This is a genomic window from Brevibacillus brevis (genome assembly GCF_031583145.1).
Classification (GTDB): Bacteria; Bacillota; Bacilli; order Brevibacillales; family Brevibacillaceae; genus Brevibacillus; species Brevibacillus brevis_E.
Map to the genome: position 1 here is coordinate 489,552 of NZ_CP134050.1, position 23,347 is coordinate 512,898.

23 protein-coding genes and 2 riboswitches are annotated in these 23,347 nt (G+C 56.6%); of the genes, 17 read left to right on the plus strand and 6 right to left on the minus strand.

The genetic code is table 11. The annotated features are described in order from the left end of the window. Window positions 1–140 precede the first annotated feature (140 nt). Window positions 141–1,055, plus strand: a complete 915-nt coding sequence (locus RGB73_RS02635; RefSeq protein ID WP_310768882.1) for a LysR family transcriptional regulator — start codon at window positions 141–143, stop codon at window positions 1,053–1,055. A gap of 120 nt (window positions 1,056–1,175) precedes the next feature. Then, on the plus strand, window positions 1,176–2,279 hold the full coding sequence (locus RGB73_RS02640) for a citrate/2-methylcitrate synthase (RefSeq protein WP_310768884.1): 1,104 nt from the start codon (window positions 1,176–1,178) through the stop codon (window positions 2,277–2,279). 86 nt (window positions 2,280–2,365) lie between these two features. Here RGB73_RS02640 and RGB73_RS02645 read toward each other — a convergent pair whose 3' ends face one another. Further along, on the minus strand, window positions 2,366–3,019 hold the full coding sequence (locus tag RGB73_RS02645) for an MBL fold metallo-hydrolase (RefSeq protein ID WP_310768886.1): 654 nt from the start codon (window positions 3,017–3,019) through the stop codon (window positions 2,366–2,368). A 227-nt stretch (window positions 3,020–3,246) separates the two neighbouring features. Between RGB73_RS02645 and RGB73_RS02650 the strand changes: the two genes are divergently transcribed. Continuing rightward, window positions 3,247–4,275 carry an NADH:flavin oxidoreductase/NADH oxidase gene (locus RGB73_RS02650; RefSeq protein ID WP_310768888.1) on the plus strand — a complete coding sequence of 343 codons (1,029 nt, stop codon included), beginning with the start codon at window positions 3,247–3,249 and terminating at the stop codon, window positions 4,273–4,275. 149 nt (window positions 4,276–4,424) lie between these two features. Here the strand turns inward: RGB73_RS02650 and RGB73_RS02655 are convergent, their stop codons facing one another. The 3 genes from RGB73_RS02655 to RGB73_RS02665 are packed head-to-tail and all read right to left on the minus strand — an operon-like array spanning window position 4,425 to window position 7,874. Further along, the gene (locus tag RGB73_RS02655) at window positions 4,425–5,741 is read right to left on the minus strand and encodes a DUF4129 domain-containing protein (protein WP_310768891.1); all 1,317 of its coding nucleotides are present in this window, start codon (window positions 5,739–5,741) and stop codon (window positions 4,425–4,427) included. Further along, on the minus strand, window positions 5,738–6,931 hold the full coding sequence (locus RGB73_RS02660; protein WP_310768895.1) for a DUF58 domain-containing protein: 1,194 nt from the start codon (window positions 6,929–6,931) through the stop codon (window positions 5,738–5,740). Before RGB73_RS02660 ends, RGB73_RS02655 begins: the two co-directional genes overlap by 4 nt. 4 nt (window positions 6,932–6,935) lie before the next feature. Next, window positions 6,936–7,874, minus strand: a complete 939-nt coding sequence (locus RGB73_RS02665) for an AAA family ATPase (protein ID WP_310768898.1) — start codon at window positions 7,872–7,874, stop codon at window positions 6,936–6,938. A gap of 283 nt (window positions 7,875–8,157) precedes the next feature. Between RGB73_RS02665 and RGB73_RS02670 the strand changes: the two genes are divergently transcribed. The 11 genes from RGB73_RS02670 (at window position 8,158) to RGB73_RS02720 (ending at window position 18,176) form a co-directional block, all read left to right on the plus strand. Further along, window positions 8,158–9,714 (plus strand): sensor histidine kinase, encoded by a 1,557-nt coding sequence (locus RGB73_RS02670; RefSeq protein WP_310768901.1) that lies wholly within the window; start codon window positions 8,158–8,160, stop codon window positions 9,712–9,714. Beyond that, a complete protein-coding gene (locus RGB73_RS02675; RefSeq protein WP_310768904.1) occupies window positions 9,707–10,330 on the plus strand; it encodes a response regulator transcription factor in 624 nt (207 codons plus the stop codon). Before RGB73_RS02670 ends, RGB73_RS02675 begins: the two co-directional genes overlap by 8 nt. 41 nt (window positions 10,331–10,371) lie before the next feature. Further along, entirely contained in the window at window positions 10,372–11,535 is a 1,164-nt protein-coding gene (locus tag RGB73_RS02680) for an HD-GYP domain-containing protein (protein ID WP_310768907.1), read from the plus strand. An 83-nt stretch (window positions 11,536–11,618) separates the two neighbouring features. Beyond that, window positions 11,619–11,828: a hypothetical protein gene (locus RGB73_RS02685; RefSeq protein ID WP_310768910.1), complete on the plus strand. Its 210-nt coding sequence runs from the start codon at window positions 11,619–11,621 to the stop codon at window positions 11,826–11,828. Window positions 11,829–12,012: 184 nt separating this feature from the next. Beyond that, window positions 12,013–12,564: a signal peptidase I gene (locus RGB73_RS02690; RefSeq protein WP_310774074.1), complete on the plus strand. Its 552-nt coding sequence runs from the start codon at window positions 12,013–12,015 to the stop codon at window positions 12,562–12,564. Next, window positions 12,561–13,898, plus strand: a complete 1,338-nt coding sequence (locus tag RGB73_RS02695; RefSeq protein ID WP_310768913.1) for a TasA family protein — start codon at window positions 12,561–12,563, stop codon at window positions 13,896–13,898. The genes RGB73_RS02690 and RGB73_RS02695 overlap by 4 nt, the downstream gene beginning before the upstream one ends. A 37-nt stretch (window positions 13,899–13,935) precedes the next feature. Then, on the plus strand, window positions 13,936–14,577 hold the full coding sequence (locus RGB73_RS02700) for a hypothetical protein (RefSeq protein WP_310768916.1): 642 nt from the start codon (window positions 13,936–13,938) through the stop codon (window positions 14,575–14,577). 12 nt (window positions 14,578–14,589) lie between these two features. Further along, window positions 14,590–15,525 (plus strand): hypothetical protein, encoded by a 936-nt coding sequence (locus RGB73_RS02705; RefSeq protein WP_310768919.1) that lies wholly within the window; start codon window positions 14,590–14,592, stop codon window positions 15,523–15,525. A 304-nt stretch (window positions 15,526–15,829) separates the two neighbouring features. Next, a complete protein-coding gene (locus RGB73_RS02710; protein ID WP_310768922.1) occupies window positions 15,830–16,369 on the plus strand; it encodes a signal peptidase I in 540 nt (179 codons plus the stop codon). 102 nt (window positions 16,370–16,471) lie between these two features. Further along, window positions 16,472–17,080, plus strand: coding sequence for a TasA family protein (locus RGB73_RS02715; RefSeq protein WP_310768924.1), 609 nt, complete (start codon window positions 16,472–16,474; stop codon window positions 17,078–17,080). 358 nt (window positions 17,081–17,438) lie between these two features. Continuing rightward, a riboswitch (cyclic di-AMP (ydaO/yuaA leader) is annotated at window positions 17,439–17,595 on the plus strand. Between the two features lie 2 nt (window positions 17,596–17,597). Then, window positions 17,598–18,176, plus strand: coding sequence for a 3D domain-containing protein (locus tag RGB73_RS02720; protein WP_310768927.1), 579 nt, complete (start codon window positions 17,598–17,600; stop codon window positions 18,174–18,176). Window positions 18,177–18,261: 85 nt separating this feature from the next. Here the strand turns inward: RGB73_RS02720 and RGB73_RS02725 are convergent, their stop codons facing one another. After that, window positions 18,262–19,563 (minus strand): homocysteine synthase, encoded by a 1,302-nt coding sequence (locus RGB73_RS02725; RefSeq protein WP_310768930.1) that lies wholly within the window; start codon window positions 19,561–19,563, stop codon window positions 18,262–18,264. 103 nt (window positions 19,564–19,666) lie between these two features. Next, window positions 19,667–19,774, minus strand: a riboswitch (SAM riboswitch). Window positions 19,775–20,052: 278 nt separating this feature from the next. Between RGB73_RS02725 and RGB73_RS02730 the strand changes: the two genes are divergently transcribed. Together RGB73_RS02730 and RGB73_RS02735 are read left to right on the plus strand one after the other, a co-directional pair. After that, window positions 20,053–20,364, plus strand: a complete 312-nt coding sequence (locus tag RGB73_RS02730) for a rhodanese-like domain-containing protein (RefSeq protein ID WP_310768933.1) — start codon at window positions 20,053–20,055, stop codon at window positions 20,362–20,364. A 78-nt stretch (window positions 20,365–20,442) separates the two neighbouring features. Beyond that, window positions 20,443–21,069 (plus strand): SCO family protein, encoded by a 627-nt coding sequence (locus RGB73_RS02735; protein ID WP_310768936.1) that lies wholly within the window; start codon window positions 20,443–20,445, stop codon window positions 21,067–21,069. Between the two features lies 1 nt (window position 21,070). Here the strand turns inward: RGB73_RS02735 and RGB73_RS02740 are convergent, their stop codons facing one another. Next, window positions 21,071–21,394: a YqzG/YhdC family protein gene (locus RGB73_RS02740; protein ID WP_310768938.1), complete on the minus strand. Its 324-nt coding sequence runs from the start codon at window positions 21,392–21,394 to the stop codon at window positions 21,071–21,073. 264 nt (window positions 21,395–21,658) lie between these two features. On the opposite strand from RGB73_RS02740, the gene rnjA reads away from it, so the two are divergent. Continuing rightward, window positions 21,659–23,329 (plus strand): ribonuclease J1, encoded by a 1,671-nt coding sequence (rnjA, locus tag RGB73_RS02745; RefSeq protein ID WP_310774077.1) that lies wholly within the window; start codon window positions 21,659–21,661, stop codon window positions 23,327–23,329. Window positions 23,330–23,347 lie beyond the last annotated feature (18 nt).

Here is a 23,347-nt window from a genome sequence, read left to right on the forward strand (position 1 = left end):
TGTATTGTACCATAAGGGGGAGGAGCGAAAATGATTTCCAGTAAATTTTTTCTAAAAACAGGAAGTAAGACCCATATCGAAATGTCTGCATGAGAAGGGTCATCTTATTCGATCGGTCAGCCAAGAGGGAGGGAAAGCCAGTGGATTTTCGCGTGCTGCAAACGTTTATGGTCGCGGCCACGACGGAGAATTTCCATCAGACGGCCGAGGCGTTGTACATCGCGCAGCCGACCGTCAGTCAGCATATACGGCAATTGGAAAAGGAACTTGGAATTGAGCTGTTTGAGCGGGTAGGCAAGCGGGTGCGCCTGACAGCTGCGGGCAAGAGGTTTTTGCCGCATGCGAAAGCACTTCTGGAGCAGTGGCATCACGGAGTAGAGGATTTGCAGGCGTGGCGGCAAGGGTATCGGGAAAAGCTGCAGATAGCCGTCTCGCCGATCATCGCCCGCGCCCGCCTGTCCCACTTGCTGCATCGCTACACCAAGCTGTACCCGGATGTCGATCTGGCCATCAAAATCGCCGATTCGGTGGAGATCGGCCCGCTGGTGCAGAGCGGACAAGCTGATCTCGGTCTGACGCGGATGGTTCCGGGGGAGTATCAGCTCGCGACGTATTTGCTGTACGAAGACCCGGTCGTGTTCGTCGTGCCGACCAACGGCGGAGATATGGAGGCCCCGCTGCCGGATTGGGAGGCGGAGCTTGCGACCAAACGGCTCTTGACGCACAATCACCCCGGATATTGGGACGAGCTTTTGCTGCTGCTGCGCCAGCGCGGCTTGTCCTTGCGCACCATGGCCGTCTCCCAGGTAGACATCACCAAGCGCTTTATCGAGGACGGATTGGGCGTCTCGTTTTTGCCCCGCACGGCCGTGACGAGGGATTTGTTTGAGAACCGGTTTATCGAGCTGACCACGCCTGGACTCGTCTTGCCGAAGGTCGCTTCCTACCTCGTGGCACCGAAGGGGGGCATCAGCCACACGGCGCAGCATTTCGTGGATATTTTGTATTCCTTGTACGCACCCATGCCACCCGTGGTCATCTCGGGCAGAACCTGAATGAGGCCGTTAAAAATTGATTGTGAAACGCGATCAATGACCCCTTTTTCTTTTATTTCCCTTTGTAAATCGCAATCGATATACTAATGGAAAAGAGACGGAAACAAGGAGTGGGAATCCATGACGAAACAACATACGTTGGCAATTGGACTGGATGGCATCGCTGTGGCAGAAACAGACCTGAGTCTGGTAGACGGAATCAACGGCTTGCTTGTTTACCGCGGACATTGGGCGCGTGATTTGGCCATTCATCATACGTTTGAAGAAGTGGCCCACTTGCTCTGGTTCGGACATTTGCCCAGTGCAGAGGAACTGGCGGACCTGAGCGGCAAGCTGAAAGCGAATCGGGAGCTGCCTGAACATGTGAAAGGCATCCTGAAGCTCATACCGGCGGACGTGGACATGATGAGCGTGCTGCGCACAGGCGTGTCCGCGCTGGGGAGCCCGGCAAACGGCTGGCCTCCAACGATTGACGAAGTGATCTCGCTGGCGGCGAAAATGCCTACGATCGTCGCCTATCGATACAACTGTCTGCAAGGCCGCGAGCCTCTCGGGCCAAACCCCGAGCTGGACCATACGGCCAACTACCTGTACATGCTCAAGGGCGAAAAGCCGAATCCCGCACATGTTCGCGCCCTGGATGCGTACCTGATTCTGACGCAGGAGCACGGGATGAATGCCTCGACCTTCGCCGGGCGGGTCGTCAGTTCGACCGAGTCCGATCTGGTCTCCGCCATCACGGCGGCCATCGGCACGCTGAAGGGACCGCTGCACGGCGGTGCGCCTTCCGAGGTGACGGAAATGATCGAAGCGATCGGGACGAAGGAAAACGCCGAGCCGTGGCTGCGCAGCAAGCTGGAGAACGGCGGACGCCTGATGGGCTTCGGCCACCGCGTATACAAAACGGTCGATCCGCGCGCGACCGCCCTGCGTGTCGTCGCGTCTGAGCTGTCCGCGAACGATCCGTGGTTTGACCTGGCGACCCATGTGGAAAAAGTAGGCTTGAAGCTGCTGGAGGAATACAAGCCGGGGCGCAAGCTGAACACCAACGTCGAGTTTTTCGCCGCTGCCGTCATGCGGGCGGTCGGTTTGGAGGACGATCTGTTCACCCCGACGTTTGCCGTGAGCCGCGTCGTGGGCTGGAGCGCGCACGTGCTGGAACAGGCGGGCAAAAACCGGATCATTCGTCCGCAGTCGAACTATGTCGGCTCGATGCCGGAGTAAACCGCACCTCGTCGTGATAAAACCCCCTTCAGAGCAATGACACTGCTCAGAAGGGGGTTTTGGCTTGGAAAAAGGGGGCGGCTCCATTACAAAGCGCGAATCTGCTCCTGGATGTTTTCGGTGCTGATCCCTCCGTGGTAACAGATGACGGAGGAGATGTCGAAAGCGTTGTACTTTTTCAGCGAACGCCGGGCTGTATCTACGTCCAGCGCGGTGGGGGCATGGACGCCCATCAGCGTCCCGTTAACGCTGTACAGCGAATCTCCGGCCAGCAGCGTTTTGCTTTGCATCAGGTAGAGGCTGATGTGTCCTTCCGTATGGCCCGGAGTGTGGATGACGCGAATTCCGCCGCAGTAAGGAAGCACCTCGCCGTCAGCCAGAGTGCGCGTGACCTTGCCTTTGGGAAGGGGGGCGAGCTGAGGGTCTCTGATCGGCGGCAGATCTCCTTCGATATAAGGGCGTTCCAGCTCATGCGCGTACACATTCAGTTGGCGTGTACCCTGGCTTATGAGCTCCGGCAAGTTCCCGATATGGTCGATATCCTGGTGAGTCAAAATCACCGCCGCGAGCTGATGAAGCGCAACGCCTGCCTGCTCCATGGCTGCTCGCAGCTCTTCCATCTGTCCAGGGAATCCGGTGTCGACCAGGACAGCGGTGTCGCCATCGAAGAGCATAGTGGGGTGGATCGCCATCTCGCGAAACGGAAGATGGAGCATGTGGACATTCTTGGCAATTTCCATCGGGTGTCCCCCTTTTGAAAAGGATTGGGAAAACTACATGAGAAAGAAGCGAATCGATGGACAAACAGGAAAGATAATTTTTACGTAAGATTATATTATCCTGACAATGAGAGCCAGTCAAAGCGGTTTTTTCTTGAGGTTCAAAAAGTGCAGCCGAGTGCATAGAGGCATTGCGCATCCTGCTTTCATTTGGCATGATGGTGAAAAAAACTAGAGGAGTGGAACCTATGGCGTTGTTGTCTTCCCCGTTTCAAGTAAAAGGCCTCACGCTGAAAAACCGTATCGTTATGCCGCCGATGTGCCAATACTCGGTGGACGCACACGACGGTACGCCGACGGACTGGCATTTCGTTCATTACGTATCCCGTGCCATCGGAGGAACCGGCCTGATCATCGTAGAGATGACAGACGTAGAGCCGGACGGGCGCATTTCCAACGGTGATCTGGGCTTGTGGTCGGACGAGCAGATTCCGGCGTTTGCCCGCATCGTTTCGGAAGTCCATAAATACGGGGCGAAGATCGGGATTCAGATCGGCCACGCAGGACGCAAGGCCGAAGACGCAGCGGTGCCGGTATCGGCGTCTGCAATCCCCTTCCCGGGCTCCCGCTACAAGACGCCACGTGCCTTGACCACGGAAGAAGTGCAGGCGATGGTCGTCAAATTCGCCGAGTCGGCCAGACGTGCCGTCGAGGCGGGCATGGATACGATCGAAATCCACGGGGCACACGGCTACCTGATCCACCAGTTCCATTCTCCGCTCACGAACAAGCGGGATGACCAGTACGGCAAGGATCCCGCATTGTTTGGCGTCGAAGTGATTCAGGCAGTCAAAAAGGTGATTCCGGATGACATGCCGCTGATCATGCGCGTCTCTGCCGTAGAGTACGTGGACGGCGGCTATGGATTGGAGTACAGCACGGAGCTGTGCCGCCGATACAAGGAAGCAGGCGTCGACGTCTTCCACTTGTCCAGCGGCGGGGAAGGTCCGATCGGCTCCGCAGGGCGTCCGGGCGTGCACCCGGGCTATCAAGTGCCGCTGGCGCGCGCGATCAAGCAGGCGCTGGACGTACCTGTGATCGCTGTCGGCAACCTGGACGATCCCAAGCTGGCGGAAGCGTCGCTCGGAAACGGCGACACCGATCTGGTGGCCGTCGGCCGTGGCATGCTGCGCGACCCGTATTGGGCGCTGCATGCGATTCGCGCGCTCTCGCCGGAGGAGCTCCAGCCGCCGAAGCAGTACGGACGGGCGTTTTAAGCAAAAAGCTGCGTAGCTGCAAAGCAGGCAGCCTCTCGCCAAGGAATTGTGACGGCGGGAGGCTGCCTGTTTTTTTCTTCTGGCTCGTTACAGCCACCATTTCTCCTGGGGAAGCAGCACGACTTGCAGGGATGGAAAATAGAGGGATGTTATGCCTCACGCTTTTCCCGCAAGGCTTTGACGGCCTGCTGCATGGCGGCCAGCTCGTCCGGGGTAAGTGACTGCTCATGGTATCGATACCGCTCGTAGCAGTCGGTAATCTGCGCGGCGAGGCGAAGGCGGTCGGGGTCCTGCCATTGCTGCATCAGGCGTCGCAGGTATTCCTGACTCGTCTCGTAGCGATAGATCGGCTTTCCCAGCGCGGCAGCATGCTGCAAGAATTGATAGTAGACGTAGCGCACGGGGTCATCGGAGGGACCCGGCACTTTTTGAAACCACTTGCGGACATCCCACAGAGGCTGGTCGCTCTCTCCCTCGGCGAGCGGAGACCAGGCAGTGGGGGTGACGGCCGGAGCGGTTTCCTCGAGCGATCCGTTCTTCCGGAAACGCCGCTTCCAAATCGCGCGGCCCAACAGGGCAACGACGATCAGTGCAGCAGCTGCCAGCAAATACGGCCCCAGCAGCGAGATGAGCGGTTCTCCCTGAGCGTCCGGAAGATAGGGGGCATCTGAGCCCTGTCCCTGATTGTCCAGCAGGTCGTTGACCTTCCCGTCCTTTTCAAACGCGCCCGTCAGGCTTTCGCTCCATGCCGCCAGCTGCTTCAAGACTGGCTCGATCAGCCAGTACAGGCTGCTTCCGAGCGGGCCTTTTACCCATGACCAAAGCATACCCAGCGCCCCCAGCACCACCGAGGCGACAAGCACAAACCCGAGGGTGATCAGCGAATGGGATGCCACCACCTGACCGCCGAGCTTGGCACGGAGCCCTGCCGGCAAGCGGAACGGGATGAACGGCTCGCGCGTGACAAACTCGATCGAACCAAGCAACAGGTAGCTGCCCAGCGTCAGCCCCAGCATTCCGTAGTAGACGGAAGGATCGAACGTCCCGGGGGAGGCAGCTGTCTCGAACAAAGCGGCAAGCGACAACTGCATGAGGCCGGCCATCAGGGCGAGCACGAAACGCCGCTGCAGATTCGCGTGGCTGACGCCGGACGAGGCGACGGAATGGATTCTCCAGAAACAAAGGGCGGCGAGAATCAAAGCGAGCGGCCAGGAATCGAACGCCAGGTAGCCGGACACGCCTGCTGCGGCGACGATGGGATACAGGAGCATGTGGAACAAAGGGTGGCGGCTGCCTTCGTGGAACGCCAGGCTGCCAAGGGTGAGCAGCAGCGAGGCGATCACCCCAAAAGTCAGGAAGTGAATCACGCTGGCCGACATCCAGCCGAACAGCATCAAGGCGCTGGCAATGAGCAAAGCTTCCAGCCAAAAGGCCAACGTCCAGCGCCCGATTGTAATCCCGGTCATCGGGCGATTTCCCTCCTTTCGCGGGCTATGCGCGAGGATTCATACCGCCGCAGCACGGCCTGCTCCTCCGAAACATCCAAAACGGCGACCTGGTGCCCGCGCCGCAGCAGTCGCCCGATCGCCTCCTCGATACCCTCGTCCAGGCGAGGTGTCACGAGCAGAATCGCCTCCCTGGAGGGGCTCTCCTCCAGCCTCCGCAGGATGGGAGCGAGCGGCGTCGTGACGAAGTGATTGATCTGGGCGAGCTGGGTCATCACGTGCAGGTGATGGTTTTTGCCGCTGCCTGCCGGCTGATGAAAGTGATCCCGTCCGCGCTGTTTCACACTCATGTACAGGTCGTAGCCGAGCGAACGCTTGCGACAAAGGACCGACAGCGCCGCCAGGCAGGAAATGGTCCGCTCGTTGACGGTGACATTGTGCCGCTGCTGCAACGGCTCGTACGAAGGCAAAAGATGCCCGACAATCCGCCAGTCGGGGCGGGCGGTATGCTCGAATACACGGGTAGCCAGCGCGCCGGTCTTGGCAGTCGCCTTCCAGTTGATGTGCTTGAGCCGGTCGCCGGGGATGTACGGGCGTACCCCGCGCTGGAAGGTGGCATCTTCCTGCCTGCGCTGGCGGGAGAGCCTGCTGCCGTCCGGCTCGGAATCATGGAGGGAAATAGCCGGAAGCGGCAACGGCAACGGATAGACGAGCAAGGAAAAGGAGAGGGGAAACGGGATGGCGCTCGTCTCGTCCGCGAACAGGGGAAGGGATTCGGTTTGAATCTCGCTGATCCAGACCATCCCGCGCTTGTGCGGCGTGAGAATGAGCGTACGCTCCGCGCTCTGCCGCCAGGGCAGGTCCATGCGCAGGCGCACCACCGTCCGCTGATGGCTCTGCCGCACTTCATCCGCTCCCTCGACTGTGACGTGGTCGGGCAGGGTCAAGCGCAGCCAAGTGGCCGGGAGCGGCAGCCAGGAGCGATTGTGCATGCGCACGGTTACGTGCACAGGGGTTTCGGGCATGACCCGGTTTTGATCGCAGGTCCACTCGAGCTTGACCCAGCGGCGCATGTTTCCCGTCCACCAGCTCTGTGCGGCCGGCATGAAAAAGAACAGGCCGCCGAGCAGCCAGAGAAACCAGCTCCCGGAAAACAAGGCAAACAAAAGAAGGAGAAAGCCGATGACGTGAAAGTTTTGCTTCGTATTCATTTCCTCACACGCTTTCTTCGACAGGTGTCGGCACGCTTTGCAAAATTTGCTGCACGACTTCCGCCTCGGTCACGTGCAGCTCGGCTTCCATCGACAGGCGAATCCGGTGCGTGGCGAGGCTCGGGAAGACCCATTTGACATCGTCCGGCAAAACGTAGGCGCGACCGGCGAGAAACGCGGCGGCCTGCGAGCAGCGGAGCAGGGCGAGCATGGCACGCGGACTGATTCCCACTTCCACCGAGCGATGCGAGCGCGTGGCTTCCGTCAGATCGATGACGTAGTCCTCTACCGCCTGGCTTACATGCACCTGTGTCACTTCCCGCTGCAGGGCAGCGATCTCCTCTACACGGATGACAGGCGTGATCTCGGCTAAAGGGGATTCGCTGCGAAACCGTCTGAGCATCTCCCGGGAATCCTCGCGCGTGCCGTAGCCGAGCGACAGCTTGAACAGAAAACGGTCCATTTGCGCCTCGGGCAGCGGATAGGTGCCTTCCGACTCGATCGGGTTCTGGGTCGCGATGACGAACATGGCGTCGGGCAAGGGCAGTGTAATTCCTTCGATGGTGACCTGGCGTTCCTCCATGCCTTCGAGCAGGCCGGACTGCGTGCGCGGCGTGGCCCGATTGATCTCGTCGGCGAGCAGGACGTCCGCGAATACCGGACCTTTGCGCAGCTCAAATTCCTGGGTGCGCTGATTGTACACGTGCAGCCCGATGACGTCCGAGGGCAAAAGGTCGGCGGTAAATTGCACCCGGTGATAGGTTCCTCCGATGGCTTGTGCCAGCGTCTTGGCCAGCACCGTTTTTCCCATGCCGGGCAGATCCTCCAGCAGGACGTGGCCGCGGGCAAGCAGCGCGACGGTGAGCAGCCGGATTTGTTCCTCTTTTCCGACAATGACACGGTTGATGCAGCCGAGCAGGCTGTCCAGAGAAGCGTTTGCCATGGAAATTCTCCTTTATCGTACGTAGGTTGCGGGACGAGACCCGAGTATTCATTATAACAGGGAGGGGCTTACCTTTGCCAAATTTTTGGAAAAAGCATGCCGAGCGATGAGCTGCCGGCGATGAGCGTTCTGCTTTCCATCGAACCATGTCGAGAAACAGGGAATTCTATGAAAGCGGCGTTCGACATTTTTCAGATATTGTCAATGTTTGACAACATCAAGTACGATAGACATGTCGTAATTTTCCGTCGTTTTGTTTAAAAGAGAAACGGAGAATGGCCTGATGGATCGATTGATAAAAGAATTTCGGCTGGTGACGTATTTTTTTCAATGGGTGCTCCTGCTCGCTTTCTGTTTTTTTTATATGGACGCCCCGGATTCGGATTCTCGGTCGTTCGCTTTGTTTTTGCTCGTCGTTCTGGCTTATGTGGCTGTTCTTTTCTACGCGCTTCCGCGGAAACGCTGGTTCTTGCTCGGACTGGTCGACATGGGGATGGCTTTGTTTTTCATCATCCAGACCGGAAAGTGGAACAGTCCGTTTATGCTCTACGCGTACTCCACGATGCTCTGGCTCATGGTGGTGCTGCGACTGGAGCAAGTCCTTCTCATCGTCGTCCTGTTCATGCTGTCCGCTTCCCTTCTTCAGGATTGGCCGCTCTTCACCGTGATCCCGCCCACCATGAATTTCGACAAGCTCCGCCTTCTTCTCGACATCACCTTGTGGGTCAGTATGGCCTTTTGCTTTTTCGCTTTGCTGCGAGCATTTAAAACGGCGTATGCGAAATGCTACCAAGTCTACCTGTATGTCCGAAAGGTCGCATCCAACCCGGCGCTTGACCTTTGTACGGCTACGGAGAGGATGGTGCGACGTGTCTTCCGTGCGGAGCAGGCGTATTTGTGTCTCTATCAGGAGCGGGATGCAGGGGGAGACTGGAAGCGGGAATACTTCTTGAATGCCTTGCTGGACGCGGGCGCAGAGGAATGGGAGCGTGCGTCCATCCGGCTGTTGGACGACTACTCCGGACGCAAGGATACATACGTATGCAAGCCGCTGAGACTGGACGAAGCCGCATGGGGCTGCCTGCTGTTTTCCGTGCCGCCCAAGCGGATTTTGAACCGGGGTGACCATTTGCTTTTGCGTCTGATTTCCTTGATCGTTTGCCAGCAAGGGAAACAGAACCGCGCCCGTTATGAGCTGGCCCAATCGCTGCACGAGGAAATGCGGCGAAACCTCGCGCAGGACATGCACGATGGGCTGGCCCAGCAGCTGTTTTTTTTGTCCGCCCAGATGTACCAGCTGAAGCGTTCGCTCCCGCCGGAGGTGAGAAGCAGCCTGGAGGAAAGGCTGGAGCAGATCGAAGAGCGGATCAAATGGTGCCATGGAGAAGTCCGGCATACGATCACGCACCTGCGGGCGTTTCGGGAGTCGGAGCAGCTGTCTGAAGCGATCGAACAGCTGCTGAGGCGGATGACCGTGGGGACGGATCTGCAAGTGAGCTTTTCCTCCAAAGGACGGGTGCTGGAAGAGGAGCTGCCAGTTCTCAACGCAATATACCGCATGGTGGAGGAAGCGGCGGCCAATGCGGTCAAGCACGCTCGGGCCAAGGTACTTTCTGTCAGCGTGGAAGCATCCTCTGTGCAGGTCAAGGTGAGGGTGCGCGACGATGGCATCGGCTTTTCGGCGGAAGAGGATACGAGAGAAGACAACAGGTATGGGGTCGTAGGGATGAGGGAACGAATCGCTCAGGTGGGCGGAACGCTGCATATCCGCTCCAAACCCAGTGAAGGAACGGAAGTAATGGCGATCATACCGCGAAAGGGAGTAGAGATGTATGGATAGCGTGAACCTCTTGCTGGCGGACGATCATCGCATTGTGCGCGAGGGATTGAAGATGATCCTGGAGAGTTCCCCGCGATATACCGTGGTAGGGGAAGCCAGTGACGGAGATGAGCTGGTGTCCAAGGCGCTGGCGGTCAAGCCCGACCTGATTGTCTCCGACTTGAAAATGCCGGGCCCTTCGATCATCGACAGCTGCAAACAGCTCAAGGACCAGCTGCCGGAAGTCAAGGTGCTGATTCTCACGGCGTTTGACGAGAGCGAGGACGTATTTCGGGCACTGGAGTCCAATGTGGACGGATACATTATGAAGGACACGGTGCCCGAGCAGATTCTGCATACGATGGATATGGTGATGATGGGCTATTCCTGCTTTCAATCCAAGCTGCAGCGCAAACGGAAAGAGGAGTCCGACGTCTCTTTCACCGATCGGGAACAAGAGGTGTTTGAACTGATCGTCGATAACTTGAGCAATCAGGAAATCGCGCAGCGGCTGTATATTTCGGAAGCCACGGTGAAGACGCACGTCAGCAGCATCCTGCGGAAGACGGGGCAGCCCAATCGCTCTCAGGCTGTTTTGTACGCACTGAAAAAGGGACTGGTCAAGATTGGTCCGTAACGATCGTTCATCGTCGCAAAAACAGTAAAAGAGGGTCTTCTATGAAACAGCGGAAACGAAACAGAAACCACGCCAGTTTCCTCGCGGATGCCATGTTTTACTGGATTTCAGTGCTGGCCAGCGCGGATGCGGGGATGGGCGTCCTCCTTCAGGCGCTTGGCCTCGTCCAGAACGAATGGACAGCGATCGTCGGCCTGGCCGTTTGCGCAGCCACGAGCTGGACAGTCTACGTTCTGCACAAGCGTTACGTGCTTCCGGAGGCGTCGATTCATATCTCCGCATTCCTCGGGGCTTGCTTGCTGCTGTTTTTTTGCTTGTACAACCCCCAGCAGTTTTCCGGCTTGTGGTACGTTTTTATCCTCTACCCGATTTTTCTCAGTTTTTTCAACGACCGGGCGCTTCTTCTCGTTTGGGGGACGGTCAGCTATCTGCTTTATGCGCTAAGCCTGGGCGGAGGTCAAAGTGAAGCCGTCAGCATGGACACCTTTTTCCATCTGACATTGGGAGCGGCGAGCGGGATCTGTTCCTGGCTCGGCTTCATCACGCTGCAGAAAAGGCTGAAGGAAGCAAGGACGGCCACAGAAGAGCACCGCCGGGAGTACGCGATCACTCTGTTGAATACGCTCGTTCCCATCGTGGAGCGGAAGACGCAGACGAGCAGCAGGGAAATCGAGCAGATGAGCAGGCTGATCAAGAGGATGCTGCGCGAGTTTCCCGACGAGCAGGTGAATGACTGGGAGATCAAGCTTCTCTCCCTGCTGCATTACGTGAGCCGAATCAAGTTTCCGGACTACGTGTTTGAGACAGACGAAAAGCTGACGACGTTTGAATTCCAGATCGTTCAAGAGCATTGCCAGTTTGGCTACGAGATGTTCCGGGACAATCCGTCCTTTGCGCGAGTTGTCTACGCGTTGCAGGATCATCACGAGCGGTTCGACGGATCGGGATACCCGAAAAAGCTGAAGGGGGACGACATCGCCTTGCTTGCGCAAATTCTGGGCATCGTCGAGTGCTTTTTGGCGATGACCACGACGCGCGTGTATCGGCAAACCGCTACGATCGAAGAGGCGTTTGAGGAGATCTGCGCGATGGCAGGCACTGCTTTTGACGAACGGGTGGTCAAGGCGTTTGTCAAATCGGTGCAGATTCATTCCCCCACGAAAGTGTCGCATGTGCCCCCGTTGGCCGCCAAGGCTTCATCCTGACGGCAAGGGCAAATCCTACTGGTCGCCGATACGATTTTCCTCGCGGGCCTGTTAGAGTGAAAGGAGCAGGGAGGCGGAGGACCATGATGCAAAAATGGTGCAAGCGTTGCAAAAATCACTCATTCAGCAGCGGGGATTGGTATAAGTGGATTTGTCCCTATTGCGGCCGCGATCTCACCGCGCAAAAGGCCGATCCTGTCGGCATCCGGCTCATCATGAAACGCCCTCTCGCTCCTCAACGCTTCCAACCGTCTGGACTGAAACGGAATCGACCCGACGAAAACACTGCCTGATCGAAAAGGCAGTGTTTTTATTTTGCCTTCCTTCCTCCGCTCGCCTCCTCCTTCAGGATGAGACGGGCTCCGACCGGTGTATAAATATCTTCCTCCTTCCAAGCGGCCATAGTCCCTCCCACGGTGGAAGATGCAAAGCGCCAAACTCTTTACAATGGGGAAATGAGGTGAGCGTAACGTGGGAATGGTCTGGGGGAAGCGCATTGGCTTGATCTTGGTTGCCCTTTTTATCCTCTTCAATCTCTTTTTGTATGCCAGCAGCCGCTGGAATCCGGATGGTATTCCCGGCCTCGGACAGTGGAAAGTGCTCTCCGTACTCACGGGCAGCATGGCTCCTGTCATCCATGCAGGCGACATGGTGCTCGTGACCCGCTACACAGACGAGGTGCCTCGGACGGGAGATATCGTCACTTACTGGAAAGACGATCAGACGCGGTCGCTGATTACCCACCGGGTGATCCGTCGGCTGGAAAATGGCTACTTGCAAACGAAAGGCGACGCCAATCACGAGGCGGACGGTGGCTGGACAAACCCGGACCGACTGGTAGGCAAAGTCGTATGGACGATTCCGTATGCGGCGGCCTTGCAGCAGTGGATGAAAGAGCCGCCGACGCTGCTTTGCATGCTAGCAGGATTCTCGCTGTTTCTGGTGTACGTACAGCGCCGGTCAGGCGGCCAAGAGGGCAGCCAAACGGCTTCAATGCGACCCGAATCGATTGAGGGGGAACGATCATGAAGTGGGAACAGGTGAAAAACTGGCCGTGGAAGCGGATCATCATCGGATCGGCAGTTATTTCTTCTATTGCTGCAAGCACCAGCTTTGGAACGTACGCTTATTTTACGAGCCAAGCGGAAGAGTCGGCCACTTTTGCGGCAGGAAAGCTGGAAATCAGCCTGGGGGAAACGAAGGCGAAGTTTCAGGCAGATGCGGATCAGCCTTTCATGCCGGGTGTCCGCGTGCAAAAAACGCTAAGCGTAGAAAACAGCAGCGACGTGCCTGTTAAGTACGCACTGCTGGCGGAGAAGGCCGATGGAGATGACGTCGTCTACGATCAATTGGTGGCGGAAATTCGCCGGACGAGCGATGACGAGCTGCTCTACCACGGGCGAATCAGCGCTTTGACGCAAGCCAACGTAGTCATACCCGAGCTGGGCAAGGGCGAACGCGATCAGCTGGAGTACACCGTCTACCTGCCGGAGAGCACGGGCAACGAGGTCCAGCAGAAGTCGGCGGAAGTCACGTTTGGCTTCCTCGCTACCCAACAGGAGAACGGCGATTACTTTGCCCAAGGCGGGCCGGTCATGACATTTACACCGCAAGACTTGAGCGGCCAGCAGCTGCTCAGCACGATGAAGCTGGCAAACCGGGTAGGGGAAGAAGAGAGCGCCAAGCAAAAAGACGGCGAGGCGGTCAAGGGGATGACCTTTGTGCTGGCTGCGGGCTCCTACGATCTCAGTGGAATGGAGCTGCCCAAGAACATTACGTGGAAAGCGGCCCCCGGCCAAGAGGGCAAGGTCGTCATCCAGGCGGACGAACTGGAGGTGCGCGACGCCTCCTTTGATGGCATTCGCTTCGAGGGCAGCGGGACAGGCTTAGTGGTCGGCTCTCATGTCAGCTTCCGCAATTGCACGTTTGCCGGATTTGATGTCGCGATTCGCACGGGAGAGGCGGACCAAGATGGCGCGGACAAGTCCGAAACCGCAGATTCGTCGGAAGAGACAGGCGGCAAGTACCTCGAAGGCTTGACGGTGAAAGACAGCTCCTTCGAGAACGTAGCACAGGCAATCGTACTCGATGGGAGCATCAAGGCGGCACTGATTGCAGGGAACACCTTCAGCGGTGGAGACCACGCTGTCGTAATTGCCAATGACCGGGAGACGCAAGTCCAGATTGTCGAGAACGACTTCACGAAAGTCAACCAATACGCGGTAGAAAGCGGTGGAGTCCGGGTGGGTGATGGCATTGACGGATTTACGGAGATCGAAGGAGAAGCCGCCGGGACGAAGAAGCTGGCTCTCCATTTGTACAAGGCGGACATATACCTGGAAAACAACGAGTATGCGCGCTGAGCAGTCCGGGCGGTCGCGGAGGCGTTCTAGGAGCAGCGTGAGGACGAGGAAGGCTACGCTCCGGGATCAGGTCGTGGGCAGCGTCTTTCTCGTAGGGGTAGCACTGTCGCTATGGGGGCAGCCCGCTACAACGTACAGCTGGATGTGGCATGAGGTGAGGGATGCGGGGAGCGAATTTGCGGTCGGGCTGCTCGATATTTCGGAGAGCCGTTTTGGAGGCGAATGGGAGGTTATTCGCGGAGGGAACCAATCCGTCGATCTGTCGCGCATGATCCCGGGCGATGCCCGCCAGCTGAAAGCGACGCTCTCCAAGGGAGCGAGTGATCTGGACTTTTCCTATAAAATCGTGGCGCGGGTAAAAGGTACGAGCACTGCGGGAGAGGCTGGTACAACGACTGCGGCGCAAAAGCTGGAGGAAGTGTTGCGCATTCGAATTACCGAAGGCACGCGGGAAGTGTATGACGGACTCGTGAGGGAGTTGCACCAGCAGCAGCCAGGACTGCCTGTACCAAGCGGGACCGAGGGCGAATTTACGGCCCACGAGGGAGATAAAACGTTTTTCATCACGGTGTACTTGCCGGCAGAAGGCGTCGATCACACCTACCAGTCCCTCAGCGGGGAGCTGGAGCTGCGCTTTTTGGCGAAGCAGGCGACGCCGGATGCGATTTTTGCGGAGTGAGGGGGAGACGACTTGAAGAGACTGGCGCTGGGGCTGATGGCGGCCACACTCATGCTGAACATCGTTCCCCTGGATGGCACACTTTCCTTTTTGACCAGTGAAAAGAAGCAGGTGTCCCCCGTTTCGACGGGCACCAATGAAGATGTATTCGTGACGGATACGACACAAATCCTCCTGAAGACAAAGGTGGAGAAGCGCACAAAGGTGCGCCGTGTCAAAAATGCGGACGGAAGCTCCTCCGAAAGAAAGGAAAACAAGCTCTCTGTGATGGCAGGATCGCAGCTGATTACGTTTGCACCGCAGCGGCCCGATCTGGACCTGGATGTGGAAAACATCGCGGTGACGGGCGACGCCGCAAGCGAAATCACGGTAGAGCGCATAGACGACGAGGGCGGGAAAAACATCGTCTTTCGGATTTCCCATCGCTATCAGAGCGCGTGGGACAAGCGAAGCAGCGGAACTGACAGGGGAGAGGTGCGCGTGACCGCTTTGGGGGGATTTTACTCCTTGACCATTCCGCTGACAATTAGCACGTCGTATAAGGAATCGACGGATGTGACGGAGGAAGCGGCGCCAAACCAGCCCGGTCAGCCGAGCACGCCAAGTACACCAAGGACACCAAGCATTCCCGACACGACAGGAAATCCAGGCACGCCGGATACACCCGGTACTCCCGATACGCCAGGGACTCCGGATACACCGAGCACACCGGATACGTCAAACAATCCTGGTACGCCGCCGGACACTTCCGATCCGTCCGTAAACAATCCGGTGCCGGGAGGGGACGAAGCGGGTTCTGCACAGCCGCCGTCCACCGGCTCGGAGACAGTATCATCGCCATCTACAGATCCGAGCGGCCCGGCACCTCCATCTCCGGAGGATGCAGGGAGCAATCCCACCGTGCCAAATACGCCATCCGACTCCCCAAGTACCCAGAGCGGCCTTTGAGCGAACGGTTCGGCAGCGTCCGATCGGGATGTAGATGCCGTGTGGCCGCACAAAATACCCCAATCTTGCCCAGCGAGGAAACTCCTTGCTGGGTCTTTTTTGTTTGCGCGTGCGGGCCCGCTTGGAAAGCGGATAGCCAGATCATCCCAAAGGATGAGGCGGGAGACATCCAAGGAGGAGGCCGATTTCATCCATTCGTGCAAACGGAATCACCCTGACGCAGGAAGTTGAGAATTTGGAAAATACGTACAATCAAACATGTAAACAACCGAGCCACACCAAAGAAAGCGGGGGAATGAAGCAAGTGGCCTTAGTAAGGAAGACGATATCGATTCTGACCAGTTTGTTGCTCATCGTAGTCATTGCCATCACGGGACTTCTCTTTATCGGAAAAATGAACGGCGGGAAAACCATGCTGTTCGGCAATCAGATCATGGTGGTATTGAGCGGCTCCATGTCCCCGACTTTCGATACGGGAAGCGTAGTCGCCGTCGGCCCGGCGGACTTCAAGGAAATCAAGCAGGGTGACATCATCACATTCAAGGATCCCGAAGGCATGACGATCACCCACCGTGTGGTCGAGGTGGCCGAAGGGGAGCTGCGCACCAAAGGGGATGCCAATGACGGCGTCGATACCGCACCGGTAACCCCGGAACGCTTGATTGGGAAAGTCCACTACTCCGTCCCGCTGATCGGTTACTTCATCGAATTCGCGAAGTCAGGAGCAGGCATGCTGGTGCTTCTCGGATTGCCGGGCGTGTATCTCATCGTCAGCCAAGTATGGAAGCTGATGCAATCGATCAAGCAAGAAGAAGGGAAAGCCGCAACAAAACCGCAAGCGTAACGCACCTGCCAAGGTGATACCTTGGGGGCTGGTACAAGACTCCAAGCTGGTATCAGGCTTCAAGTCATCATAAACATTCATTCTATGAGGAGGAATTGAAACATGAGCTTGAAAAAACAATTCGCAATGACTCTGGCTTCGGTAGGACTGGGCGCCGCTTTGATCGGCGGAGGCACCTTCGCTTACTTCAATGCAACCACTCAGGTCAAAGACAACACCTTTGCGGCTGGTACCTTGAAGATCGGCGCAACTCCCGCCAAAGAAGTATTTAGCATCAGCAACCTGAAACCGGGCGACTGGATGGAAAGAACGTTCAACCTCAAGAACGAAGGTACACTGGATATCGACAAACTGCTCCTGAGCCTGGATTACACCATCACCGATGAAAACAACGACGCGAATGGAGACGAATTCGCCGACAACCTGAAAGTGTACTTCCTCAGCAGCGACAACTCCCAAGTTCCGCTGGATGAGCGCATCATCCTCAGCCCGCTGAACGGAAAAACGCTGAAAGAGCTGAAAGCAAGCGGACAATTGGACATCAGCAGCTGGGGCACAATCTGGAAGAACCTGAAGCCGGATGCGAGCGAGAAAATCTTCATGGCCGTGAAATTCATCGATGACAACAAAGACCAGAACCGCTTCCAAGGCGACGGCGTCAACCTCACATTCAACCTGGAAGGCAAGCAGGCAGCAGGCGAGCGACGCTAAGAAACGGCAATGCGGACCAAACGAATACAAAAAGAGGGAGAGCCAAAGCGCTCTCTTTTTTTGCGTAACAGGGATTCTGCTCGAAGGTTTGCTCGCTCGCGATTCTGAATCACCTTCGTCTGCCGGGGCGAAAAAACATAAAAACAACCAGAATTTCCTTGTTTTAGTGGAAAAGATGTGTGTATTACAAAAGAATCAAAATAGAGAGGAGAGATGCCGGCTGCTGTCTGAACCATGCCGAAAGGTCCAGCTATGCAATGCAGAGGGCCCGACTTTTTTCACCTTTTCTGCGGGCAGTGAGGCTGGGCTTGGGATTTACCATAAATTTACCGTTTTTTCTGTGAATACGGGTGTGGTAATTTTCAGGGAGCCAAAACTTCTCACCAGGGAAGTGCGGGGGACGATTTTTTTCGCAAGGTCGCACGATCTGCGATTGGGGTGAACCGCATATGCGCAGGGTTGACTCCTCAACCCGAATCCGACAACTAACCTCGCAGGCAGTTGAAAGGAGAGAATCATGAATAAACGATCCGTAGCGAAATCTCTTGCAACGATGGCGCTGGGCTTGTGCCTGGCAGCGATCGCCACCCCGGCGTTCGCGGCTTCCTGCCAGGTGAAAGAGGGGGACACCTTTTACCTGATCTCCAAACGGTACAACGTGCCGTTGGAATCGGTCTTGAAGGCAAATCCCGGGGTAGATCCGCAGAACCTGCAGCTCGGACAGACCATTCAGCTGCCGGTCCAAAATCAGGCAAAAACAGTTGCCGGGCCGTCTCGCCCTTATAGCAAGGTAGTCAAAGCCGTGGCAACTGCCTATACCGGTTCTGCCGAAGAAAACGGCGGATGGGCTGGAGTGGACTACTTCGGAAATCCCCTCAAAGTGGGAACGATCGCTGTCGATCCCAAGGTAATTCCGCTGGGCTCCACCGTCTACATCACCGGGTACAAGCATGGCTCGCTGCCTGCAAACGGCATGATCGCCAAAGCCACCGACATTGGCGGAGACATCAAAAACGCGCGGGTGGACATTTTCGTTCCGGGTAACGACGCAAGTGACTTCGGCATGCAAAATGTTCAAATTTACGTATTGAAGTAAGCGATGGCACAAAGAAAGAGACTGCGAATTTCCGCAGTCTCTTTCTTTATAAATGGATGAGTAGTTCAGCGAGAACAGCTGTCCGCTAGATCGCGGTCGCTACAACAGCCTGCTTCAGGGCTTGCTCCAAATCCCCAATGATATCCTCGATTGCCTCGGTCCCGATGGAAAGGCGGATCAGCCCCGGTGTCACTCCGGCTGCGGCCTGTTGTTCCTCTGTCATCTGCTGGTGGGTGGTGCTGGCAGGATGAATGACGAGCGACTTGGAATCACCCACGTTCGCCAGATGAGAGAAGAGCTTCACGGACTCGATCAGTTTTTTGCCCTCGTTCACGCCGCCGCGAATGCCGAAGGTGAGGATGGCGCCGGCGCCCTTCGGCAAGTATTTTTGCGCCAGTGCATAGTTAGCGTCGCCTTCCAGACCCGGATAGCTGACCCATTCAACCGCAGGATGGGAGGCGAGGTATTGCCCGACAGCAAGGGCGTTTTGGCTGTGGCGCTCCACGCGCAAATGCAGCGTCTCCAGCCCTTGCAGGAAGAGGAACGAGTTGAACGGAGCGACGGCCGCTCCGATGTCGCGCTGCAGTTGGACGCGCGCTTTGATGATGTAGGCGAGCGGTCCTACTGCTTCGGTGTAGACGACACCGTGATAGCTCGGATCCGGGGTAGTGAGGCCCGGGAACTTGCCATTGTTCCAGTTGAACTTGCCGGAGTCGACGATGATTCCGCCGATGGCTGTGCCGTGGCCGCCGATGAACTTCGTGGTGGAGTGGACGACGATGTCGGCGCCGTGCTCGAACGGGCGGCAAAGGATCGGGGTGGCGAAAGTGTTGTCCACGATCAGGGGAATGCCGTTTTCATGGGCGATGTCGGCGATCGCTTGCAGATCAGCCACGTCAATGCGCGGATTTCCGATCGTTTCGCAGAACAGCGCTTTCGTTTTCTCGCTTATCGCTGCACGGAAGTTTTCCGGGTTGGACTGATCGACGAAGTGTACCTTGATCCCCAGGCGTGGGAGCGTGTGGGCGAAGAGGTTGTAAGTGCCGCCGTACAGGCTGCTGGATGCGACCACTTCATCGCCGGCGCCTGCGATATTCAGGATGGAAAATGTGATGGCCGCCTGGCCGGAGGAAGTCGCCAGAGCCCCGACACCGCCTTCGAGCAGGGCGACCCGCTTCTCGAACACATCCTGCGTCGGATTCATGATGCGCGTATAAATGTTGCCCATTTCTTTGAGGGCGAACAAATCTGCGGCATGATCGGTATCGCGGAATACATAGGACGTCGTTTGATAGATGGGAACTGCGCGCGATCCCGTGACAGGATCAGGCTCCTGCCCGCCGTGGACAGCGAGCGTTTCCGGTTTCCATTGTTGATTTTCAGACATGATCATCTCTCCTTTTTCTGTGATAGGATAATGAAGACAGAATCGATAAAAAAACGGAGCGTTCTCCTGAGTAGAAGAAGGCTCCGGTCTTGCACGGAAAAGGCGTTCATCTCTCAGAATCTATGGATTCTGCAGGAATTGGCACCTCACATGTCGACATGCAGGTTGCCGGGCTTCGTCGGGCCTGTCCCTCCACCACTCTCGATGAATTGCACGAAACTGTTGTTGTCACAATTGTATGAAAAAACCAACTTTCTGTCAACGTTTAATCTCAAGTTAACAAGTAGGAATTGGCGGCTATAAACGGCGCATCGATGGCAGAGACTTTCACGTAGCGGTGAGAAAAACGGGATGGCCGTTCGCAACGGTGGGGCATCGTGGCTGCGCATGGGAAGGGCTCGCTCATTAGAAAAGATAAGCGCTGTATGATATGATGGGAGATGGTAAAAACGGATCAATTTTCATGTACATAACAGGAGGATCATGACGATGAGCAATGGCGTAAAAGAAATCACCCCGGAAGAACTGCAGGCCAAGCTGGAAGCCGGCGAAAAGCTGCAGGTGATTGACGTGCGCGAGGTGGAGGAGTGGAACGCAGGCCACATCAAGCAAGCGAAACTGATTCCACTCGGCTTTTTGCCGACTCGCGTAGACGAGCTGGACAAGGACGTTCCGATCGTGATGGTATGCCGCAGCGGCGCCCGCAGCCACATGGCTACGGAGTACTTGAGCGCCCAAGGCTACGACGTGGCCAACATGGTCGGCGGCATGCTGGCTTGGCCGGGTGACACGGAGCGGTAATAGCCGTAAGAAAAAGGTCCGCTGCTTGAACGAAATAGAAAACAAGCCTCGCGGATGAGCAAGGGGAGGAAGCAACTCGTGAGTGAAGGCGTGCAAAAACAGCAGGAATCCGCACTGCAGCGGCACTGGTTTACGGCGCTGGCGGGCGTGATCGTCCTGGCGATTGTCGTGGTCCTGGGCTATAAATATATGGCCAAAGAGCCCATCCCGGTCATGAAGACGTTGAATGACTTCTCGCTGGACAACATCAACGGATCGACCTATACATTCTCCGAGAGCAAGGGAAAGGTACGTCTGGTGGAATTCATGTTCACCAAATGTCCGGATATTTGCCCGGCCACTACCTACAACATGGCCAAGATGCAGGAGCAGCTGAAGGAGAAGGGTCTGTTCGGGGACAAGGTGGAGTTCGTGAGCATTACGTTTGACCCCGAATACGACACGCCGGAGGTCCTTCAATCTTACGCTTCCAAATTCAAGGCGGACCCGAGCGGCTGGCAGTTTTTGCGCGGGGATGCCGAGGCAGTGGCGAAGGTGACGAAAGACTTCGGGATTGCGGTCATGAAGCAGCCGGACGGTTCCTTCGCCCATACCGCCATTATGTTCCTGGTCGACAAAGACGGAAACATGCGCCGCGCGTACGGAATGGCCGGCGAGATGGACATGGACAAAATGATGGACGACATGCAGCAGCTGGCAAAGTAACTCAGCCGGTCTCCTCATAGCGGATGGCCAGCACCTTTTCGGTTTTGGTCTCGAACTCAATATGAACGAACAGCGCCCACTCGCGATTGCCCTCACGGAGCAAGAGCTTGAACGTCTCTTCCGACGTGGTGGGCGTTTTTTGTTTACGCCCGACATGCAGGTAATCCACGATTTGCGCGTGAGGGTATTTTTTCATCGTCTGCTGCACGGCGATTTGTCCCCATTTCGCATACGGCGGCTGAGCCGCTGCCGGGGATGTCCAGACAAGTGTCAGGCTTAAGAGCAGAGTCGCGAGGAGGCCAAACGCTTTCGGTTTCGTCTGCATCGTCTCACCTCAATCTAATCAAGTCGGATCGTTTCCCGATTGAACGTAGTTTGCCCAGTTGCCCCCTTTTGAAAGCCTCCGTTTCCTTGCTTTATGCCCTCCGGATTATGTACAATTTCCCAATAGGCACAGAATGGTTCCCGCTGCGAAAACAAAAAGGTCGCAATGGGAGAACGTTTGCAAGACTGGATGAAACGAACGCCTCGCGTTGTGTTACAATAAGAATGGCATGCTTGGTTCGGGTTCCCAAAATCATGCACGATGATGTTAGGAGGAAAGAGTTTGAGCGACGTTAAGATTTTCGCAATGGGCGGCCTCGGCGAGATCGGAAAAAACATGTACTGCGTCGAGTATGAGGACGAAATCATCATAATCGACTGCGGGGTGAAATTCCCCGAAAACGAGATGTTCGGTATCGACCTGGTCATTCCCGATGTATCCTATTTGATCGACAACCAGCACAAAATCAAAGCCTTGCTTTTGACGCACGGACACGAAGACCACATCGGGGCGATTCCTTACGTTTTGCGCAATTTCAAGGTGCCGGTGTACGGTGGCCGTCTGACCCTGGGCTTGGTCAAGGCGAAGCTGGAAGAGCACCGCATGCACAACGATGTCAAACTGATTCCGATTTCGGAAGACACGGAAATTCCTTTCGACCGCCTGAAGGCGACGTTTTTCCGGACAAACCATAGCATTCCGGACTCGTTCGGAGTCGTGGTGCACACCCCGGAGGGCATGGTCATTCACACGGGGGACTTCAAATTTGACATGACGCCTGTCGGGCAGACGACGGAGTACGGCAAAATCGCCCGTATCGGTGCGAGCGGCGATGTGCTGGCCCTGCTGTCGGACAGCACGAACAGCGAACGGTACGGCTTTACCATGTCGGAGCGCACGGTGGGCGAAGGGATTCTGGACGTCGTGCGCAAAGCGCGCGGCCGCATCATTCTTGCGACGTTTGCGTCCAACGTGCACCGCCTGCAGCAAGTGGTAGACGCCGCGCAAGAGTGCAACCGCAAAGTGGCCGTCATTGGCCGCAGCATGGAAAAAGTGTTTTTGATCGGACAAGAGCTCGGCTATATCCAGATGCCCGAAGGAATGCTGATCGACATCAAGCATATCGATAACTATTCGGACAACCAGGTGCTGATCATCTGCACGGGCAGCCAGGGGGAACCGATGGCGGCACTCACCCGCATCGCCTCCGGTTCGCATCGCACGGTGTCCATCTATCCGGAAGACACTGTCATCATCTCGGCTTCGCCGATTCCGGGCAACACCATCAACGTGAGCCGGACGATAGACAAGCTGTACCGGGCAGGCGCCAATGTGGTGCTGAATCAGGATTTCGACATCCACGCCTCCGGTCACGGCAGCAGCGAAGAGCTCAAGCTCATGCTGAACTTCATCCGTCCCAAGTACTTCATCCCGATTCACGGGGAGTACCGGATGCTCAAAACCCACTCCAAGCTGGCACAGCAAGTGGGAATCGAGGACAGCAACATCTTTATTATGGACAATGGCGACGTGCTCAATTGCAGCCGCGAAAAGGCATGGCTCAGCAAGGTTCCTGCCGGCATTGTGCTGATTGACGGCAGCGGCGTGGGCGACGTCGGCAATATCGTCCTGCGCGACCGCAAGCATCTGGCCGAGGACGGTCTGATGGTCGTCGTCGTCAGCCTGGACATGAAAAACTTCAAGATCCTGACCGGTCCGGACATCGTGAGCCGCGGCTTCGTCTACGTACGAGGCTCCGAGTCGCTCATCCAGGAAGCGACCATGCTCGTTCGCCAGCGCCTCCAGGAAGCCCTGGAGAAGAAGATCAAGGAGTGGTCGGAGCTCAAGGCGCAAATCAACGAAGTGATCAAGCCGTTTATTTACGAAAAAACGGGCCGCAATCCGATGATCCTTACCATTTTGATGGAAGTGTAGGAGCAGGCCAGTTCCTGA

Excerpts from the sequence above, each read along its gene's own strand:
- RGB73_RS02690 (WP_310774074.1), top strand. The coding sequence starts at position 12,013 with ATGGTCTGGGGGAAGCGCATTGGCTTGATCTTGGTTGCCCTTTTTATC.
- rnjA (WP_310774077.1), top strand. The coding sequence starts at position 21,659 with ATGTTAGGAGGAAAGAGTTTGAGCGACGTTAAGATTTTCGCAATGGGC.
- RGB73_RS02655 (WP_310768891.1), bottom strand. The coding sequence starts at position 5,741 with ATGACCGGGATTACAATCGGGCGCTGGACGTTGGCCTTTTGGCTGGAA.
- RGB73_RS02740 (WP_310768938.1), bottom strand. The coding sequence starts at position 21,394 with ATGCAGACGAAACCGAAAGCGTTTGGCCTCCTCGCGACTCTGCTCTTA.
- RGB73_RS02660 (WP_310768895.1), bottom strand. The coding sequence starts at position 6,931 with ATGAATACGAAGCAAAACTTTCACGTCATCGGCTTTCTCCTTCTTTTG.
- RGB73_RS02670 (WP_310768901.1), top strand. The coding sequence starts at position 8,158 with ATGGATCGATTGATAAAAGAATTTCGGCTGGTGACGTATTTTTTTCAA.
- RGB73_RS02675 (WP_310768904.1), top strand. The coding sequence starts at position 9,707 with ATGGATAGCGTGAACCTCTTGCTGGCGGACGATCATCGCATTGTGCGC.
- RGB73_RS02695 (WP_310768913.1), top strand. The coding sequence starts at position 12,561 with ATGAAGTGGGAACAGGTGAAAAACTGGCCGTGGAAGCGGATCATCATC.
- RGB73_RS02680 (WP_310768907.1), top strand. The coding sequence starts at position 10,372 with ATGAAACAGCGGAAACGAAACAGAAACCACGCCAGTTTCCTCGCGGAT.
- RGB73_RS02730 (WP_310768933.1), top strand. The coding sequence starts at position 20,053 with ATGAGCAATGGCGTAAAAGAAATCACCCCGGAAGAACTGCAGGCCAAG.
- RGB73_RS02725 (WP_310768930.1), bottom strand. The coding sequence starts at position 19,563 with ATGTCTGAAAATCAACAATGGAAACCGGAAACGCTCGCTGTCCACGGC.
- RGB73_RS02720 (WP_310768927.1), top strand. The coding sequence starts at position 17,598 with ATGAATAAACGATCCGTAGCGAAATCTCTTGCAACGATGGCGCTGGGC.
- RGB73_RS02645 (WP_310768886.1), bottom strand. The coding sequence starts at position 3,019 with ATGGAAATTGCCAAGAATGTCCACATGCTCCATCTTCCGTTTCGCGAG.
- RGB73_RS02650 (WP_310768888.1), top strand. The coding sequence starts at position 3,247 with ATGGCGTTGTTGTCTTCCCCGTTTCAAGTAAAAGGCCTCACGCTGAAA.
- RGB73_RS02685 (WP_310768910.1), top strand. The coding sequence starts at position 11,619 with ATGATGCAAAAATGGTGCAAGCGTTGCAAAAATCACTCATTCAGCAGC.
- RGB73_RS02715 (WP_310768924.1), top strand. The coding sequence starts at position 16,472 with ATGAGCTTGAAAAAACAATTCGCAATGACTCTGGCTTCGGTAGGACTG.
- RGB73_RS02665 (WP_310768898.1), bottom strand. The coding sequence starts at position 7,874 with ATGGCAAACGCTTCTCTGGACAGCCTGCTCGGCTGCATCAACCGTGTC.
- RGB73_RS02640 (WP_310768884.1), top strand. The coding sequence starts at position 1,176 with ATGACGAAACAACATACGTTGGCAATTGGACTGGATGGCATCGCTGTG.